Annotated in this window: 18 protein-coding genes; 4 read left to right on the top strand and 14 right to left on the bottom strand. The window is 38.0% G+C overall.

The annotated features are described in order from the left end of the window. Positions 1 to 56: 56 nt before the first annotated feature. The 8 genes from BQ5321_RS10515 to BQ5321_RS10485 form a co-directional block, all read right to left on the bottom strand. Positions 57 to 299: a hypothetical protein gene (locus BQ5321_RS10515; RefSeq protein ID WP_071394450.1), complete on the bottom strand. Its 243-nt coding sequence runs from the start codon at positions 297 to 299 to the stop codon at positions 57 to 59. Between the two features lies 1 nt (position 300). Then, complete coding sequence (locus tag BQ5321_RS10510; RefSeq protein ID WP_071394449.1) at positions 301 to 1,476, bottom strand: Ger(x)C family spore germination protein; 1,176 nt, start codon at positions 1,474 to 1,476, stop codon at positions 301 to 303. 25 nt (positions 1,477 to 1,501) lie between these two features. Further along, on the bottom strand, positions 1,502 to 3,094 hold the full coding sequence (locus tag BQ5321_RS10505) for a spore germination protein (protein ID WP_071394448.1): 1,593 nt from the start codon (positions 3,092 to 3,094) through the stop codon (positions 1,502 to 1,504). Between the two features lie 28 nt (positions 3,095 to 3,122). After that, complete coding sequence (locus tag BQ5321_RS24815; RefSeq protein WP_261798741.1) at positions 3,123 to 3,248, bottom strand: hypothetical protein; 126 nt, start codon at positions 3,246 to 3,248, stop codon at positions 3,123 to 3,125. Between the two features lie 30 nt (positions 3,249 to 3,278). Then, positions 3,279 to 4,376, bottom strand: coding sequence for a GerAB/ArcD/ProY family transporter (locus tag BQ5321_RS10500; protein WP_071394447.1), 1,098 nt, complete (start codon positions 4,374 to 4,376; stop codon positions 3,279 to 3,281). A gap of 368 nt (positions 4,377 to 4,744) precedes the next feature. Continuing rightward, a complete protein-coding gene (locus BQ5321_RS10495) occupies positions 4,745 to 5,041 on the bottom strand; it encodes a rhodanese-like domain-containing protein (protein ID WP_071394446.1) in 297 nt (98 codons plus the stop codon). Positions 5,042 to 5,054: 13 nt separating this feature from the next. Next, entirely contained in the window at positions 5,055 to 5,414 is a 360-nt protein-coding gene (locus tag BQ5321_RS10490) for a rhodanese-like domain-containing protein (RefSeq protein ID WP_071394445.1), read from the bottom strand. A gap of 258 nt (positions 5,415 to 5,672) precedes the next feature. Next, the gene (locus BQ5321_RS10485; protein ID WP_071394444.1) at positions 5,673 to 7,031 is read right to left on the bottom strand and encodes a TrkH family potassium uptake protein; all 1,359 of its coding nucleotides are present in this window, start codon (positions 7,029 to 7,031) and stop codon (positions 5,673 to 5,675) included. A 221-nt stretch (positions 7,032 to 7,252) separates the two neighbouring features. Here BQ5321_RS10485 and BQ5321_RS10480 point away from each other — a divergent pair, with 221 nt between their 5' ends. After that, positions 7,253 to 7,453, top strand: a complete 201-nt coding sequence (locus BQ5321_RS10480) for an alpha/beta-type small acid-soluble spore protein (protein ID WP_071394443.1) — start codon at positions 7,253 to 7,255, stop codon at positions 7,451 to 7,453. Between the two features lie 46 nt (positions 7,454 to 7,499). Here BQ5321_RS10480 and BQ5321_RS10475 read toward each other — a convergent pair whose 3' ends face one another. From BQ5321_RS10475 to BQ5321_RS23715, 4 genes are all read right to left on the bottom strand, one after another. Next, the gene (locus BQ5321_RS10475) at positions 7,500 to 8,276 is read right to left on the bottom strand and encodes a TerC family protein (RefSeq protein ID WP_071394442.1); all 777 of its coding nucleotides are present in this window, start codon (positions 8,274 to 8,276) and stop codon (positions 7,500 to 7,502) included. 161 nt (positions 8,277 to 8,437) lie between these two features. Next, positions 8,438 to 10,018, bottom strand: coding sequence for a peptide chain release factor 3 (locus BQ5321_RS10470; RefSeq protein WP_071394441.1), 1,581 nt, complete (start codon positions 10,016 to 10,018; stop codon positions 8,438 to 8,440). A 197-nt stretch (positions 10,019 to 10,215) separates the two neighbouring features. Next, on the bottom strand, positions 10,216 to 10,341 hold the full coding sequence (locus tag BQ5321_RS23720) for a YjcZ family sporulation protein (protein WP_084786734.1): 126 nt from the start codon (positions 10,339 to 10,341) through the stop codon (positions 10,216 to 10,218). Between the two features lie 36 nt (positions 10,342 to 10,377). After that, positions 10,378 to 10,485: a YjcZ family sporulation protein gene (locus BQ5321_RS23715; protein ID WP_084786733.1), complete on the bottom strand. Its 108-nt coding sequence runs from the start codon at positions 10,483 to 10,485 to the stop codon at positions 10,378 to 10,380. A gap of 342 nt (positions 10,486 to 10,827) precedes the next feature. On the opposite strand from BQ5321_RS23715, the gene BQ5321_RS10465 reads away from it, so the two are divergent. Continuing rightward, the gene (locus tag BQ5321_RS10465; RefSeq protein ID WP_071394440.1) at positions 10,828 to 11,133 is read left to right on the top strand and encodes a hypothetical protein; all 306 of its coding nucleotides are present in this window, start codon (positions 10,828 to 10,830) and stop codon (positions 11,131 to 11,133) included. 114 nt (positions 11,134 to 11,247) lie between these two features. Here the strand turns inward: BQ5321_RS10465 and BQ5321_RS10460 are convergent, their stop codons facing one another. Next, positions 11,248 to 11,451, bottom strand: a complete 204-nt coding sequence (locus BQ5321_RS10460) for a spore coat protein (RefSeq protein WP_390622153.1) — start codon at positions 11,449 to 11,451, stop codon at positions 11,248 to 11,250. A 234-nt stretch (positions 11,452 to 11,685) separates the two neighbouring features. Between BQ5321_RS10460 and BQ5321_RS10455 the strand changes: the two genes are divergently transcribed. Continuing rightward, a complete protein-coding gene (locus tag BQ5321_RS10455) occupies positions 11,686 to 12,879 on the top strand; it encodes an MFS transporter (RefSeq protein WP_071394439.1) in 1,194 nt (397 codons plus the stop codon). 91 nt (positions 12,880 to 12,970) lie between these two features. Here the strand turns inward: BQ5321_RS10455 and BQ5321_RS10450 are convergent, their stop codons facing one another. After that, positions 12,971 to 13,807 carry a YitT family protein gene (locus BQ5321_RS10450; protein WP_071394438.1) on the bottom strand — a complete coding sequence of 279 codons (837 nt, stop codon included), beginning with the start codon at positions 13,805 to 13,807 and terminating at the stop codon, positions 12,971 to 12,973. Between the two features lie 206 nt (positions 13,808 to 14,013). Here BQ5321_RS10450 and aspA point away from each other — a divergent pair, with 206 nt between their 5' ends. Next, positions 14,014 to 15,453, top strand: a complete 1,440-nt coding sequence (gene aspA, locus BQ5321_RS10445) for an aspartate ammonia-lyase (RefSeq protein WP_071394437.1) — start codon at positions 14,014 to 14,016, stop codon at positions 15,451 to 15,453. The last annotated feature ends 344 nt before the right edge of the window (positions 15,454 to 15,797 follow it).

Genomic DNA, 15,797 nt, shown 5'->3' with positions numbered 1-15,797 from the left:
CTGTTCATCCCTCCTTTTTATGACAATTGAAAAAGTGAATGGTCTTTCGAAATCTACTACCTAAATTGTCCTAAATACAAAGTCAATGGCTTTGAGATTGGACGATAAATCACTTCAATTATTTCTACTGGGTTAATCAAACGGATATTCAGTTGCCAGCCCACACATAGGAATGTTCCAATTATTAAGGATGTAAAAAATACGACTTTTTCTTTTCTTTGCCAACTATTTTTCAACTGTTTTTTTTCAAGCAAGATGACAGCTAGGGCTGCTCCAATAACGGTTACTACATTCCACATGTCACTCTACCTCCTGAAAGGATTCGGTTATTGTACCAGTGCGTCTAATTTTCACATCAATCGTCACCTCAACGTTCAGGTTGGTAAATTCCTCATCCCAATTATCTTTTATTTTTTCCCATTTCTTAGCATCTGCTCGACTCAAAGCCTCACCAAAACCAAATATGTCTGACTTTAATTCTTTTGCTTTTTCAATACTAGACATGATAATGGCTTCCGTTTTCTGATTAAACTGTTTTTCCAATTTCTTAATCGTTTTTATATTAGAGATTTCAATAGGACATTCCACATCTGCAATATCAGATTCAGTAGACACATGAATCTTGATTTTCGGTTTATCCTTTTCAAAGCTACCTTTCATATCCGTTTTACTTCGGATCGTTTCCAGTGTCACAGTTCCATCATCACATTCAATATAACCAACGGTACTCGTAATATTATCTGTAATATAATTGAAGCCTTTGCTTTCACTTTCATCCAACCAGCCGACAAACTTATCTTCCTTGAGGACACCAATTTGCTCCGTTTTAATCGAAACCGGGGCTTGTACCGTTTCAAGATTTTCTTTTTTATTCCCTTTTTGCGGATCTCCAATTATTCCAAGACCAGTAATAACCGGCTCCTTTCCATCGCTGACTAATGAACTAATTAATTCATCTAACAATACAATTTTCGTTGGCGACCAATTTTCCTCAGCCGTTTCAATCGATGAGAATATTTTATTGGCAGATACTTTTTCCATTGGAGTCAAGACCTTCAGTTGATCCTCTGCCTTCATTCCTTTTGCAATGGTAATCACAAAATCTGTCCGCATACTGTGATCCCGTGATAAAAAATCTAATGGCTTTCTAAGCCCGGCTTTGGCTATTTCTTCACCGAAAATAACAACCCTTAAATGAGCAAAGTAAGGCTTTCTAGGTGCAACCGTTGTCAGCTTTCTGACTGCTTCTAATATGGTATGTCCCTCTGCAGTATAAACTGACATTCCTAAATCCTGACCACCTGTTTTGGCAGCGATTGCGCCAGGGTTAACTACCTGAATCGAGACTCGATATCCTGCCTCAGCTTTATCAATACCAAGCGCGGTAACAATAGCAATTTCTGATAATTCCTTCGAACTCCAGCAGCCTGATAATACAAAAGACATAGAAAGAATAATAGGAGCTATTTTTTTCATATAATATCTCCTTACTTTACTTGTATTAATGATTTTTTTTAGGTGGCAAAGGACGACTTGACCTTTCTCGTATGCGATTCTGTTGACTAATTAAACGAGGTCTAGAAAACATTCCCCATAAAGGAATTCTAAAAATGACATCTTTCTGTTCAGACGTAATAAATGGAGCCATTGGGGATAAATATGGCACCCCAAAGGAACGCAAGCTTGCCAAATGGGCCACCATAATGATTAAACCGATAATAATACCAAATAAACCGAAAGTCGCTGCTAAAAACATAAAGCCAAATCTGAGTATTCTAATTGCAATTCCCATATTAAAGGTCGGGTTGACAAAGCTGGCGATGGCTGTCAAAGCGACAATAATAACCATTGAGGCTGATACAATCCCTGCCTCTACAGCTGCCTGTCCCAGCACTAATGCACCTACAATTGAAATAGCAGGACCTACAGCTCTTGGCATTCGAACGCCTGCTTCTCTCAATATTTCAAACGTGATTTCCATCATAACTGCTTCTACAATAGCCGGAAACGGAACGCCTTCACGCTGAGCAGCTAAGCTGATTAATAAGCGTGTCGGCAGCATCTCTTGATGAAAGGTCGTCACCGCAATATAAGCTGACGGTGTTAATAAAGCCAAAAACAAACAAATAAATCGTAATATCCTTAAAAGCGTGCTGATATCTGCCCGCTGATAATAATCCTCACTTGATTGAAAAAATTCGATAAATAAAGCTGGGACCATAAGTACAAACGGTGTTCCATCCACCATGATAATAATGCGCCCCTCTAATAAAGCTCCACAGGCTGCATCCGGCCGCTCAGTATTATGCATGGTTGGAAAGATGGTATAGGTTTCATCCTGAATTAATTCTTCAATATAGCCGCTTTCTAATATAGCATCGATGTTAATTTTATCTATTCGATTTTTAACCTCTTCAATAATCTTATCGTTTGCAATTCCCTTAATATAAAGAAGTGCAACATCTGTTTGTGTTTGTTCCCCTACCGCCAGCGTTTCTACCCATAAATTCGTATTTTTTATCCTTCTTCGAATAAGTGAAGTATTAATTCTTAACGTCTCAGTAAAACCTTCCTTTGGTCCTCTTACAACCGTCTGGGAAGAGGGTTCCTCCAAGCCTCTCATTTCCCAGCCTCGCGTACTAACAGCGAATCCCTTTGAACATCCGCCTACGACAATAACGGTATCCCCGGAAAGCATATGTGAATAAAGTGACTTCAAATCTGAAATAACCTTCATATCCCCTCCTGGTACATTAAAGTCCTTTAAAACCTCAAACAGGTTAGTTTGATTTAGCGTCTCTGTATCTAACTCCGTTAACCTTAAATCTGTCATTAACGGCTCAATAATAAAATCCTGAACAAAGTTTTTATCAGCTAGACCATCTGTGTAAACAACCCCAAATTCAATCCATCCCTTTTTCCCGGTTTTGAATTTTCTTGTAATGATATCAGTACTGTTGCCCATCGTTTTCTTTACGTTATCCAAAGCGTCTGAAACATTGGATGGAATATGAACTGCATCAACAGAAATATCCATCTGATTCCATTTATCCTTTTTATTTTTTTTACTTTTAAAAAGGTCTCTTAGCTTCATTTACAAAACTCTCCTAGCTTCATGCAATTCACTTTCGTTGTCTTATCCAACTAAAAATGGATAACACGATAGAAACCATAAGCATAAATACAGGCATTGCGATAGGGTTCGAAAGCATCACATGTGACTCCCATGGAAATAACCAGTTTTCCATCTTGTAGCAACTCCTTTAGATCTTCGAAGTTCATGTTGTTCTTCTAACCGCACTTCTTATAAGAGTGACAATTAAAAGGATAACAGGAAGTATCCATAAAAATATAAGCCATAAATTATATGGGAAGATTGCAAAAGCGACCTGTAAATGCTCCTGGATATTGTCAGATAGACTATGACCTAGATAGATGGACAGGATGAGCATTGGTATGATGAGTATCCGGCTATTTTCAATTTTTGCTAGTAATTGAATACTTCTCATGGCAAAAAACATATGTAAAGTAATCTTAAAAATAGCAGAAATAATAAACAGTAACGCTGCAAAGATATTTAAATTTTTTATTATATCTCCTATATCGACCATTGACACAAGTGAAAATAGAGGGAAAATGTCTAATTTAAAGAAATACTCACCTAACCCCATAATCATCATGAAAACGGTTATTAGAATGACACTGCCCGAGATTAAGCAGGCAGAAAAAGTCGTTTTCACGATATCTTTATGATTAGCATGAACGAGCGTCCATATCATAGCGAATTCTAATGTTTGAGCGAAGCCCTGACTGGCACCAAGCGGAAATGCAGCCTTCCAGATTGACTGCCACCCATTTGCAGTTACTGGTTGAAGATTTTCAGCTTTTATAAAATCTCCAACAAATAAAAGAATAAAAATCAATAGGATCATAATTAAAAAATAAGGCAGGAAAATTTCACCGACTCTTCCTAAAACCTCAATACCACATAGCTGAAGAACCATAACTGCAATCAGAAATAAAACAATAATGGCCCAATGCGGGGTACCTTCTAGGATTAATGAAGTGGTTAAATATTTAACATCATTTAAGCCTCTCGCCATTTCATATAAAAACATGAGCGGGTACATCCAGGCAATTGGGGTACCAATCCATTTACCAAATTGGGCCGGAAACCATTCCACTAATGATAACCCAGGCTGTAGATATGCAAGGGTAAGATAGATACCTATAGCTAATGTACCTAATAAGATAGAAATAATGGTAGCAATCCAGGCATCCTTCCCTGCAGAAGCACCAAATCCAAAAATGATGGTCGTACCAATCTGATAGAAAACAGTTAATGTAAATAGCTGGGAAAGTGAAATACGCTCCATAAAAAAACACCTTTATTTTTTGCATGACCAAATGGAAATTTCCATTGATGGAATTATCCTTTATATTCTCCCTAACATGACAAACTATACGAATATTTCCATTTGCGATATGAACAATAAAAAAAGCCGAAAGAAAGTTCGGCTTTTAACGAAGGAATATTTTAGTCTAGGTAAAGATTTTACTAATGATATAAATGACTCCTACCAGGAGCCAGGCAAACGTCCCAGGTCATATTGGTAAAGGCAATTTCTTTTGCTTCTGGTTATCAGACGTTTGCGGATTGCTAATTCCTCAAGAATTGCTAGTGCAGTTGGAGACTTTTTTAGGTTCTTTATCCAAGTGTATTCAACTCCATCATGTCAATAATTTAGACAATTTGTCCCTGCCAGAACATCATACCGCCATCCATATTTGTGACACGAAAACCACGGGCTTCTAGAAATTGACAAGCAAACGAGCTTCTTGCACCCGAATGACATACCATAATATATTCTTTATTTTTATCAAGTTCGGGCAATTTAAATTCCATTAAACCTAATGGAATATTAATTGAAGTGGGAATCTTCCCCATTGCTGCTTCATATGCCTCACGAACATCAATGATATTTAATTCCTCTCCGTTTTGCATTTTTTCCTTTACCTGTTTTGCCGATAAATGATTCATTTGTTCCTTCCTCCTAAATCCAGGCATTCATACCGCCTTTAACGTTTGTGATTTTTTGAAAGCCCATTTTTTTTAAGATTCTGCTTGCCTGACTGCTTCTCATCCCACTTTGGCAAATGAGGACAACTTCTTTATCCATGGACAAGCTTGCAGCTTTAGCAGACAGCTGATTTAATGGGATATTCTTAAAGCCTCTAATTGAATTACCTCGAAATTCTCCTGGTGTACGTACATCGATAAACTGTTTATTCCTATCCTTTAATTCATTTTTTAGTTGTGCTGTTGTAATATTCCTTATACCTTTAACAGGGCGAAGACGCCAAATAATAAAGGCAGCTAATAAAACAATAATGACAATCGTTTCGATACTCATGTTAACACCCTTTCATATAATAAAGTCCCAAAATACCCCTAATAGTATAAAAAAGACCAAAAAAATAGCGTCTTACAGCGTTTTATACCTATATGGGTATGATAAATGCAGAAGAGGATTCTGTCAATAGTTTATCAAATTCGGCCGTCGAATTTGCGTCCGGATTTTTATCGAGGTTGCTCGATAAACTACCTTTAAAAAATCGGGCAGCCAGTCACCACTATGGAGTGCTGAACAGCCCGATTGTTTATCCTTCCGTTAACCGATGATGATTCTTTCCTTCGGATAATGGTAATTGACATCCTGCTCTTTTCCGCGAACCATTAATAATAAGGAGGCTAACCCAATCCGACCAATAAACATTAACGTCATAATGACCCATTTACCGATGGTAGATAAATCAGGTGTAATACCCATTGATAATCCTGTTGTACCAAAAGCTGAACAAACTTCAAAAACTATACTTAAAAGGGAATGCCGCTCTGTGATCACGAGAATAATGACGGACGTGATACAGATAATTCCCGCTAAAATCGTTACAGCTAACGCCTTTAATATATCATCCTCATGGATTTCACGCTTAAAGATTTTAATATTCCGCTTCCCACGGGCAAAGTGAAACAGAAACAGAATGATTAACGCTAAAGTGGTAGTTCGAATTCCCCCTCCCACAGAGCTTGGCGAAGCTCCGATAAACATTAAAACGCTAATGCCAAGCAATGTTGGATCAGAAAAATCATTAATATTCATCGTAGTTAATCCACCGCTTCTAGTCGAGGCTGATTGAAAAAAGGCATAGAAAAGAGCTTTATGCCAGGCCATATCTTTAAAGTAATGCTGAAATTCAAGAAGAAGAATCATGATTGTACCAAACACGAGCAAGCCAGCAAAGGTAATCGTTGTAAGCTTTGTAAATAAGGAAAATCGAAATGGCAGCCCCTGTGTATCCTTCTGAAAAAGATAATTCTTAAATTCAATTAAAACAGGAAAACCGATTGCACCCAATGTAATTAAAATAATGGTTATTAATTGCACAAAATAGTCGTTTGCATAAGGCATAAACGACTCACCTGTAATATCTAGTCCGGCATTTGTCGTCGCACTAATGGAAGCAAATAAACCATGTAAAAAGGCTTCTTTTGCACTCGGATAGTATTGCATAAAATGAAATCCAAGGATGAGCGCTCCAACCAATTCAACCAATAAGATAATTTTTAAGATTTCCCTAATAAGTGCAACTAAACCTGCTAAGGTTGTTTGATTATGGTCAACAGCAATTAACTGTCTTCCTCGCAAACCAATTTTCCTGCCTAAAATTAACCAAAAAAAAGTACCAAGAGTCATCACACCAATGCCGCCAAATTGAAACACAAATAATAATACAAATATCCCAAAGGTGCTATACGTTTCCGATATATTAACTACCGTCAAACCTGTCACACTTACAGAGCTTATGGCTGTAAAAATAGTATCCATTAACGAAACCTCTACACCCTCTTGATGCACTGCAGGTATTCGTAGCAACAGGACTGATACAGAAACAGCAAGAAAATAAAATGAGATGATTGCCTGTGCAGGTGTAATGTTATCCAGTTTATGTCTAAGCTTTTTCCACATGTTATGATTTCCTTTCGCAAGTAACTAACCCTATCTTAATGAAGATTCCCCGTTATTTAAAGGAATATTGAAATCTGCCACGAAAAATCCAATTCTGTATAAGAAGTATTACCATTTTCGAAAAACTTTACCACTTATGTTTTTTAGTCCAATACTCATAATACTAAAACAGAGAATACTTTCTCTGTATGTAAAAAATAGTCATGAAGGAGTTGAAAATAATGTCAAGAAGCAGCAATAAGCTACTTGTTCCTGGTATAGAGCAATACCTTGACCAAGTAAAGTTTGAAATTGCCCAAGAATTCGGTGTTCATTTAGGCTCTGATACGGTATCACGTGCCAATGGGTCTGTTGGCGGTGAAATAACAAAAAGATTAGTACAACAAGCACAGTCCCAGCTAGCAGGGAGAAACCAATCATAAAACAGAATAATGGAATGGTTAAAAGTCCGGATATACCGGACTTTTTTTATCCTTCCGTTGCCTCATCACCAATTTTCTTGCCCTTTTTACCTGACAAAATATAGCCTCCTACTGCCATAAGGATCAAAACGGTCCAGAAGACTAGCTTCCATCCCTTTGATTCAGGGAAATGCTCATTTAGTATACCGATTTCTGGATGTGCCAAAGTAAATACCGCTAACTTCACCCCAACCCAGCCTACAATAAGAAAAGCAGCTGTTTCCAATGTTGGTCTTGTTTGAAGTAATTTGACAAACCAAGTGGCTGCAAAGCGCATGATAACTAACCCTATGATTCCACCTAGAAACATAACAGAAAATTGTCCGCCATCAATTCCACCTATTGTAAACCAACCTGTAGGCTGTAAAGTAACGGCAAGTGCAACCGCTGCCAGCATGGAATCAATCGCAAAGGCAATGTCAGCCAGCTCCACCTTAAATACAGTCATCCAAAAAGAGGATTCCTTCTTCACTTTGACTTTATGCTCCTTTTCCTTATTCCCATGCTTCCCATATAAATTGTGAGCAGCTATAAATAGTAAATATAATGCTCCGATTGCTTGAACCTGCCAAACATCAGCCAAATACGAAATCATAAATAGTGTAGCAAAACGGAAAACAAAAGCACCCAGCAAACCATAAAATAATGCCTTTTTTTGCTGGTCAGACGGTAAATGCTTGACCATTACAGCCATTACAACGGCGTTATCAGCAGCCAGGATTCCTTCCAAGCCCACTAATACTAATAAGACCCAGCCATATTCCAACAACAAGTTTGCTTCCACATTATCGCCTCCGATATTAGTGTTCATCATTAGCACGAAAGACAATATAGCAATTGGTGGAAATGGTCCGTTGGGCAAAAAAAGACCCTTGCCGGCTGACAAAGGTCTTCCTAAATCATCATCTATAGACTATCTTCTATGAAAGCTCATATACAGTTTAATCAGGAGGATGAGTCCATTGGATTATATAATTTAACATCCGGATTTTTCTCTTGAAACCATCTTAAGGCAAAATCATTTTCAAATAAAAAGACTTTTTGACCATAACGGTCCGTAACAAGCAGGCTACGTGAACTTGAAAGGGAATCATTAATGTCCTCATTTTCAATCCAGCGGGCAATTTTTGATCCCTGCCGCTCCAATAATACATCCACATTATATTCATTTTTCATCCGGTGCTCAAAGACTTCAAACTGCAATTGTCCGACTGCACCAAGCAGAATTTCTTCGTATTTAACGGTTCGATATAATTGGATCGCACCCTCTTGTACAAGCTGTTCGATTCCTTTATGAAAATGCTTCTGTTTCATTACATTTTTTGCTGTTACACGTACAAATAGCTCCGGTGTAAATTGCGGTAGCTTTTCATATTGGAAGGATTCCTTTCCTGCTGTAATGGTATCCCCAATTTGGTACGTACCTGGATCATATAAGCCGATTATATCTCCGCTAACCGCTTCATTGACCGTACTACGATCATCTGCCATAAACTGCGTTGATTGCGCGAGTTTCATTTGCTTTCCTGTTCTTGGTAGAGTCACTGTCATACCCCGTTCAAATTTGCCTGAGCAAATACGCAAAAAAGCAATCCGGTCACGGTGAGCAGGATTCATATTCGCCTGAATTTTAAAGATAAAACCAGAGAAATTTTCCGATAGCGGATCAATTTTCCCAATTGTTGACTCTCTAGGCTGTGGCGCTGGAGCAAATTGTAAATAAGTCTCCAGAAAGGTTTGAACGCCGAAGTTTGTCAATGCACTGCCAAAAAATACAGGTGTCAACGATCCGTCCGCAATACGCTTTCTTGAAAACTCATTTCCTGCTTCATTTAAAAGAAGAATTTCCTCAAGTGTTTGGTCATACAAGGCATTTTGTTTAATCGGATGGTCGCCTTCCATTTCACCATCCTCATTTAAAGCAAGATAGCGCTCTTCTTCTTCGACACGAAATTGCTCAATGCGATTATGAAAGCGATCATATATCCCTAGAAATTCTTTTCCCATCCCAATTGGCCAATTCATTGGATAGGATTCAATTCCCATGACTTCCTCAAGCTCGGCCAGCAATTCAAGCGGCGGCCTGCCATCACGATCCAATTTATTAATAAAGGTAAAGATGGGAATCCCTCTTAAGCGGCACACCTTAAATAACTTTAGAGTTTGCTCCTCTATCCCCTTTGCTGAATCAATAATCATGACCGCACTATCAACTGCCATGAGCGTTCTATACGTATCTTCACTGAAATCCTGGTGCCCTGGGGTGTCCAAAATATTGACCCTTGCACCATCATAATCAAATTGCATCACACTGGACGTTACCGAAATTCCTCTTTGTTTTTCAATCTCCATCCAGTCACTTGTAGCATATTTACCCGTTTTTTTCCCTTTTACTGTTCCGGCATCACGAATGGCTCCTCCGAAAAGAAGAAGCTTTTCCGTTAATGTCGTTTTCCCTGCATCCGGGTGAGATATGATAGCAAAAGTGCGGCGTGAAAGCACTTCATCTATAAATTTTTTCGACATCAAGAATTCCTCACTTTATTCCAATCAAATTTTACTCATAAATAAAATCTTATCTCTATAGGTCTTAGTTTGCAATAAAAAATAAGAGAAATTCATTTGCTAATTTCAAAACAGTACCTTAACAATGAAAATATAATGAAGAAAAAGAGACAGCTCAGTAGCTGTCTCTTTTTCTTCATTACTGTATTTCAAGAAGATTACCATTTAAAGCAAGCTGCACCTACAATAATCAATAGAATAAATAGTACAACGATTAGCGCAAAACCGCCGCCATATCCATAACCGCCGCAACCGCCATGACCATATCCTCCGTATCCGTACATAATATCGGCCTCCTTTCAAAGATATTTATCCTTTACTTAATAAAATCCACCATAGCCCCAAGAAGCTCCGATAATTATTAACAAAATAAACAATACAACTAATAAGGCGAAACCGCCGCCGTAACCATGATGTTCACCAGACATTGAAAAAACCTCCTTTTTTCATTTCCCTATATCCTATTCACCTTCGCTCCATTATGCGATAGACAAATACACAATTTTAGGTTTTTTCCCCAAGAAGCAAAAAAAGCACATCGTCAGCTGTTTTTCCTTATACGTAACAAAATTTTTATTCTTCAACACTCATACTTTATTTTTCGTCAATTTTAAACTATAATTTTAATAATTCTAAATATTCTTTAAAATATATTTCTGCACTTTTTTGTCATCTCTTAATCTTTGTCAGCATATCGTATTGTTGGGATTTATTACTTTCCGGCTGATTAAGCAGGAACCGAACGATTATATTAAAGGAGATATGATGAAATGTTAAGTCAAAATGAGCAGGTGTTCACTGAAACAAAACCATGGTTTAAGCTTTGGTCTGTTTATGTACTTGGGTTCTTAATCATCATTCTAATTGGGCTTTATCTTTATTCACAAAGCTTAATAAGGGTTGAGGCGCCAAAACAAGAGCTGGGTGAAAAGGTGATCATCACCTTGCCGACTGGAAAAACTGTTTATACCTACGAAAACCTGATTGTCGAGGAAGAAGGAAGGCTTCTATATAAAGGAGAAATCAACACCATTGATTTAACAGGTGGAACAATCGTTCAACAGGATTGGGATTAAATTTTAAAATGGATTGTCCTATTAGAAAAAGTGCCAGGCACCACAATATTAATTCTTGTGAGTGCCCTAGCACCAGATGGGACACCTTTTTTGTCAGTTAATTACGACTAAATATTAATAGAAATACCCGTATGGATAATAAGGATATGGTGGATATGGTGGGTAATAAGGATAATATGGTGGTCTAATCAATGCACCTGCTGCTAAACCTCCTAAAAAACCAAGTGGAAAACCATAGCCAAACCCGAACGGACGTCTACCATAAAAACCAAAGGGGCGCCTACCATAACCATATATTCTCATCATTTCATCGTTCATAGCACATTCCCTCCTCATTCCCAATACTTTTTTATCTCCATAAATCATATGCTCCATTTTCAAAACATCTTGGGCAGGAGTCTAAACCAGGATTGAAAAAAGTTAGTCAAATCATTCCCTTTTTAAAGAATCATACAAATTATCCTGTTAATAGACGCGTTATTATTAGCAGGTATTTATATAAATGATGTACAATAGAATCGCTACGAACTAAGAGGAGGTCCTCTGTTATATATGGAAAATATCCAACTAAAAGAAAGCGCTCAAATCTCTGGGAAAATCTGGACAAAAGACTTCACTTTAATTGTCCTTGCTAACTTTTTTATTTTTTTAGGCTTTCAAATGACTTTACCAACCATTCCACTCTTTATTGAGCACCTAGGTGGAAATGATCAATTAATTGGACTCGTGGTAGGAATTTTTACCTTTTCTGCGCTAATCATTCGTCCATTTGCCGGACATGCTTTGGAATCTAAAGGCAGAGCTTTTGTTTACTTAACAGGTCTGGCCATCTTTGTTATTTCAGTTGGGTCCTATGCTTTTGCCATGAGCATTACTTTCCTGTTTATGATGCGGATTGTTCAAGGAGTTGGCTGGGGACTATCCACCACTGCCTCTGGAACCATTGCGACTGATTTAATTCCAGCGCAAAAACGTGGTGAAGGCATGGGCTATTATGGTCTATCCGGGAACCTTGCCCTTGCCATTGGGCCATCGCTCGGACTGACCTTAGCCGGTATTCTTCCATTTCAGCATCTTTTCTTTATTTGTGCAGGTCTCGGCTTAGCCGCCTTGCTTTCATCATCTTTTATTAAATACAAAAAAGTCATTCCTAACGATGAGCAACCAAAGACTAAGAAATGGGATTTATATGAAAAAAGTGCGATTCAGCCCGCAGTGCTTATCATGTTTATTACCGTGACATTTGGTGGAATTGCAACCTTTTTACCATTATATACAGCTGAGAAAGGCATTACAGGGATTCAGTGGTATTTTCTCTTATATGCTATGGCTCTTATGGTCTCTAGAATCTTTGCTGGTAAACTATATGATAAAAAAGGACACCGGTTTATTTTCATCCCAGGCACCTCCCTTATTTTGATTGCCATGCTCTTACTAGCGTGGCTACCGAATAATGGTATCCTTTTAACTGCTGCCATTTTATATGGACTAGGGTTTGGAACTGTCCAGCCGGCATTACAGGCCTGGTCAGTTGAAAAAACGCCTGTACATAGACGCGGAATGGCCAATGCCACCTTCTATTCCTTTTTTGATGTTGGAATTGGCCTCGGTGCAATCTTTTTTGGTCAAATCAGCTTTTTATTTGGCTATCAAAGTGTCTATATCTCCGCCGCAGTTTCGATTCTTATCTCTATAATTATCTATCTTTTCCTGGTTGTGCGCGGAGCAGCGAATAGAACAAATTAACATAATATCCTTTCTGATACACGCAAAAACAACAAAAGAAGCAGCGTTTTGTTGTTTTTCCGTGTGATAGATGATTATTGAAAAAGGTCGTCTAACTCCTGTCAAATGCCCCCATCACTTCCTGTGTCTGGGTTATATTAACAAAAGAGTGTGGATCAATTTCATTTATTAGTAATTTCACATCCGTTAATTGATAACGGGTAATGACGATCATTAAAATCTTCTTCTTCTCACCTGTATAGGCTCCTTCACCATCCCAAATAGTGATCCCTCGATATAAATTAGTGAGCATTTTTTCCTTTATTTCATCCCCTTTTTGGGTCACAATCATTAGTGTCAGCTTGATGTGTTTCGTGTGAATCATATCAACCATCTTTCCTGCGGCATAAATTCCGACCAGTGTATGTAAGGCGGCATCCCATCCAAAAATGAATCCAGAAAAAATGACGACAACAGCGTTTAATGCCGATAGTATACTTCCAAGCGGAAAATCCCTTTTTTTCGTCAGCAGTACCGCAATGATATCAAATCCACCCGATGAACCAGATGCTCGAAAAATCAGTCCTCCTCCAAGACCCGCAAGTACTCCCCCAAATATAGAAGATAATATAGGCTCTGAGGAAATGGCTACAACTGGGATGACATACAAACTAAACGTCATCACAACGACAGAAATAATCGTATAAACAATAAATCGCTTTCCAAGCTTAAATATGCCTATGATTAACAATGGTAGATTTAAAACAAAATTGATTAATCCCGTTTCAAACGGTGTAATTAAGCCTAGCAGAATGGCAATCCCGCTTAAGCCGCTGCTTAAAATCTGGTGTGGAATAAAAAACAAATTAAAGGCTGCACTGATAATCAATGTACCTACAATAACGAGACTTAAATACAATAGTTCATTTCTGCCTTTTCCCAATTTCATCTAATCTCTCCCCTGCAATCATCCCTAAAACGTTCCACTTTTATATTTTGCCTAAAATGCTAGGTTATTAACGTAATTTAATATTTTTAATATAATGATATATAACAATATTTTCACTTATCATAAAGTACAAACGCTTTTAAAAAAAAGTAAAATGAGTTACGATAATGGCATAACTGATGAATAGTTAAAAGGGGGAGCTTTTCTTGTCGTTACCTGTATCAAATGGCTCGAAAAAAAGAATTGAAAAAGATTTTTTAGGGGAAAAAGAAATTCCGTTTGATGCCTATTATGGAATTCAAACCTTACGTGCGGCCGAGAACTTTCCGATCACACAGTATCCTCTACATAAGGAATTAATTCGTGCTTTAGCAATGGTGAAAAAAGCCGCTGCATTAGCAAATATGAAAACTAAGGGACTTTATGAAGGGCTTGGAAAAGCCATTGTTCAAGCAACAGATGAAATGATTGCCGGAAGCATGCATGACCAATTTATTGTTGACCCGATACAAGGTGGTGCGGGCACATCCATCAATATGAATGCGAATGAAGTCATTGCCAATCGTGCTCTAGAAATATTAGGTAAGGATAAAGGTGACTACACTCAATTAAGTCCAAACACACATGTTAACATGTCCCAATCCACTAATGATGCCTTCCCCACTGCGATTCATATTTCTACCTTGAATCTACTGACGGAACTTCTTGAGACCATGGAATATATGCACACTGCATTCCAGGAAAAAGCAAAGCAGTTTGACCCTATTATTAAAATGGGAAGAACACACTTACAGGATGCCGTACCAATTCGACTTGGACAAGAATTCGAAGCCTATAGACGGGTGCTAAATCGAGATATTAATCGGATTAAACAATCCCGTCAGCATTTATATGAAGTGAATATGGGTGCCACGGCTGTTGGAACAGGACTTAATGCAGAGCCTAAATATATCGAATATGTAGTAGAATATTTGGCAGACATTAGCAAGCTGCCATTGAAAAAAGCAGAGCATCTTGTCGATGGCACACAAAATACTGATGCCTATACAGAGGTTTCCTCTGCATTAAAAATATGCATGATTAATATGTCAAAAATAGCTAATGATTTACGCTTAATGGCCTCAGGTCCACGGGCAGGGTTAGCGGAAATTTCTTTATCTGCAAGGCAACCTGGTTCATCCATAATGCCAGGAAAAGTGAATCCTGTCATGCCTGAAATGATCAATCAGGTTGCTTTTCAAGTCATTGGCAACGATCATACAATAAGTCTTGCATCTGAAGCAGGACAATTAGAGTTGAATGTTATGGAGCCTGTGCTTGTCTTTAATCTTCATCAATCAATCAGTATTATGAACAATGCGTTTCGTGTCTTTACGGACCGCTGTCTAAAGACTATAGAAGCAAATGAAGCTCGTTTAAAGGAATATGTAGATAAGAGTGTCGGGCTAATTACGGCAGTAAATCCGCACATTGGTTATGAAGTGGCAGCAAGAATTGCACGTGAAGCGATTGTTAATGGGCGTTCAGTCCGTGATCTTTGTCTTCAATATGATGTTTTAACCGAGGAAGAACTTGATCTTATCTTAAATCCATATGAGATGACCAATCCAGGCATTGCTGGAGCTTCCTTACTAGAGCGTGATTAGAATCAAATTCGCCCTTCGAATTTGTGTCCGGGTTTGTAACCCACTGAATCGAAGTACCATTTGCATTCATCCCCCACTTGTAGAAGTGGAGGACTTCTGCTGAATGAAGTTAAAAGCAAAAAGGATGACTTTTAAAAGTCATCCTTTTTGCTTTTGAATCATTCAATCTCCCTGCAAAAAACAGTTCTTCTTCATTCATTATGCTACGTTTTATTCCGTACAGTTGTTGATCATCCATTCTTTGTGGTTTACGCTTCCCCAAGCATATAGAACCACGACCCCTTGTTTTTAAAAAAATATCCCATTTGTTATGCACGTATTTATTATGACAAGGTTATTATATA

The organism is Bacillus tuaregi, assembly GCF_900104575.1.
GTDB classification, from domain to species: Bacteria; Bacillota; Bacilli; order Bacillales; family Cytobacillaceae; genus Bacillus_BD; species Bacillus_BD tuaregi.
Note: the sequence above shows the minus strand (reverse complement) of the source record. Positions and strands in the feature narration are given on the sequence as shown.

Excerpts from the sequence above, each read along its gene's own strand:
- BQ5321_RS10460 (WP_390622153.1), bottom strand. The coding sequence starts at position 11,451 with ATGAACGATGAAATGATGAGAATATATGGTTATGGTAGGCGCCCCTTT.
- BQ5321_RS10490 (WP_071394445.1), bottom strand. The coding sequence starts at position 5,414 with ATGAGTATCGAAACGATTGTCATTATTGTTTTATTAGCTGCCTTTATT.
- BQ5321_RS10495 (WP_071394446.1), bottom strand. The coding sequence starts at position 5,041 with ATGAATCATTTATCGGCAAAACAGGTAAAGGAAAAAATGCAAAACGGA.
- BQ5321_RS10515 (WP_071394450.1), bottom strand. The coding sequence starts at position 299 with ATGTGGAATGTAGTAACCGTTATTGGAGCAGCCCTAGCTGTCATCTTG.
- BQ5321_RS10485 (WP_071394444.1), bottom strand. The coding sequence starts at position 7,031 with ATGTGGAAAAAGCTTAGACATAAACTGGATAACATTACACCTGCACAG.
- BQ5321_RS23720 (WP_084786734.1), bottom strand. The coding sequence starts at position 10,341 with ATGTACGGATACGGAGGATATGGTCATGGCGGTTGCGGCGGTTATGGA.
- BQ5321_RS10500 (WP_071394447.1), bottom strand. The coding sequence starts at position 4,376 with ATGGAGCGTATTTCACTTTCCCAGCTATTTACATTAACTGTTTTCTAT.
- BQ5321_RS23715 (WP_084786733.1), bottom strand. The coding sequence starts at position 10,485 with ATGTCTGGTGAACATCATGGTTACGGCGGCGGTTTCGCCTTATTAGTT.
- BQ5321_RS10470 (WP_071394441.1), bottom strand. The coding sequence starts at position 10,018 with ATGTCGAAAAAATTTATAGATGAAGTGCTTTCACGCCGCACTTTTGCT.
- BQ5321_RS10480 (WP_071394443.1), top strand. The coding sequence starts at position 7,253 with ATGTCAAGAAGCAGCAATAAGCTACTTGTTCCTGGTATAGAGCAATAC.
- BQ5321_RS10510 (WP_071394449.1), bottom strand. The coding sequence starts at position 1,476 with ATGAAAAAAATAGCTCCTATTATTCTTTCTATGTCTTTTGTATTATCA.
- BQ5321_RS10465 (WP_071394440.1), top strand. The coding sequence starts at position 10,828 with ATGTTAAGTCAAAATGAGCAGGTGTTCACTGAAACAAAACCATGGTTT.
- BQ5321_RS10455 (WP_071394439.1), top strand. The coding sequence starts at position 11,686 with ATGGAAAATATCCAACTAAAAGAAAGCGCTCAAATCTCTGGGAAAATC.
- BQ5321_RS10505 (WP_071394448.1), bottom strand. The coding sequence starts at position 3,094 with ATGAAGCTAAGAGACCTTTTTAAAAGTAAAAAAAATAAAAAGGATAAA.
- BQ5321_RS10450 (WP_071394438.1), bottom strand. The coding sequence starts at position 13,807 with ATGAAATTGGGAAAAGGCAGAAATGAACTATTGTATTTAAGTCTCGTT.
- BQ5321_RS24815 (WP_261798741.1), bottom strand. The coding sequence starts at position 3,248 with ATGGAAAACTGGTTATTTCCATGGGAGTCACATGTGATGCTTTCGAAC.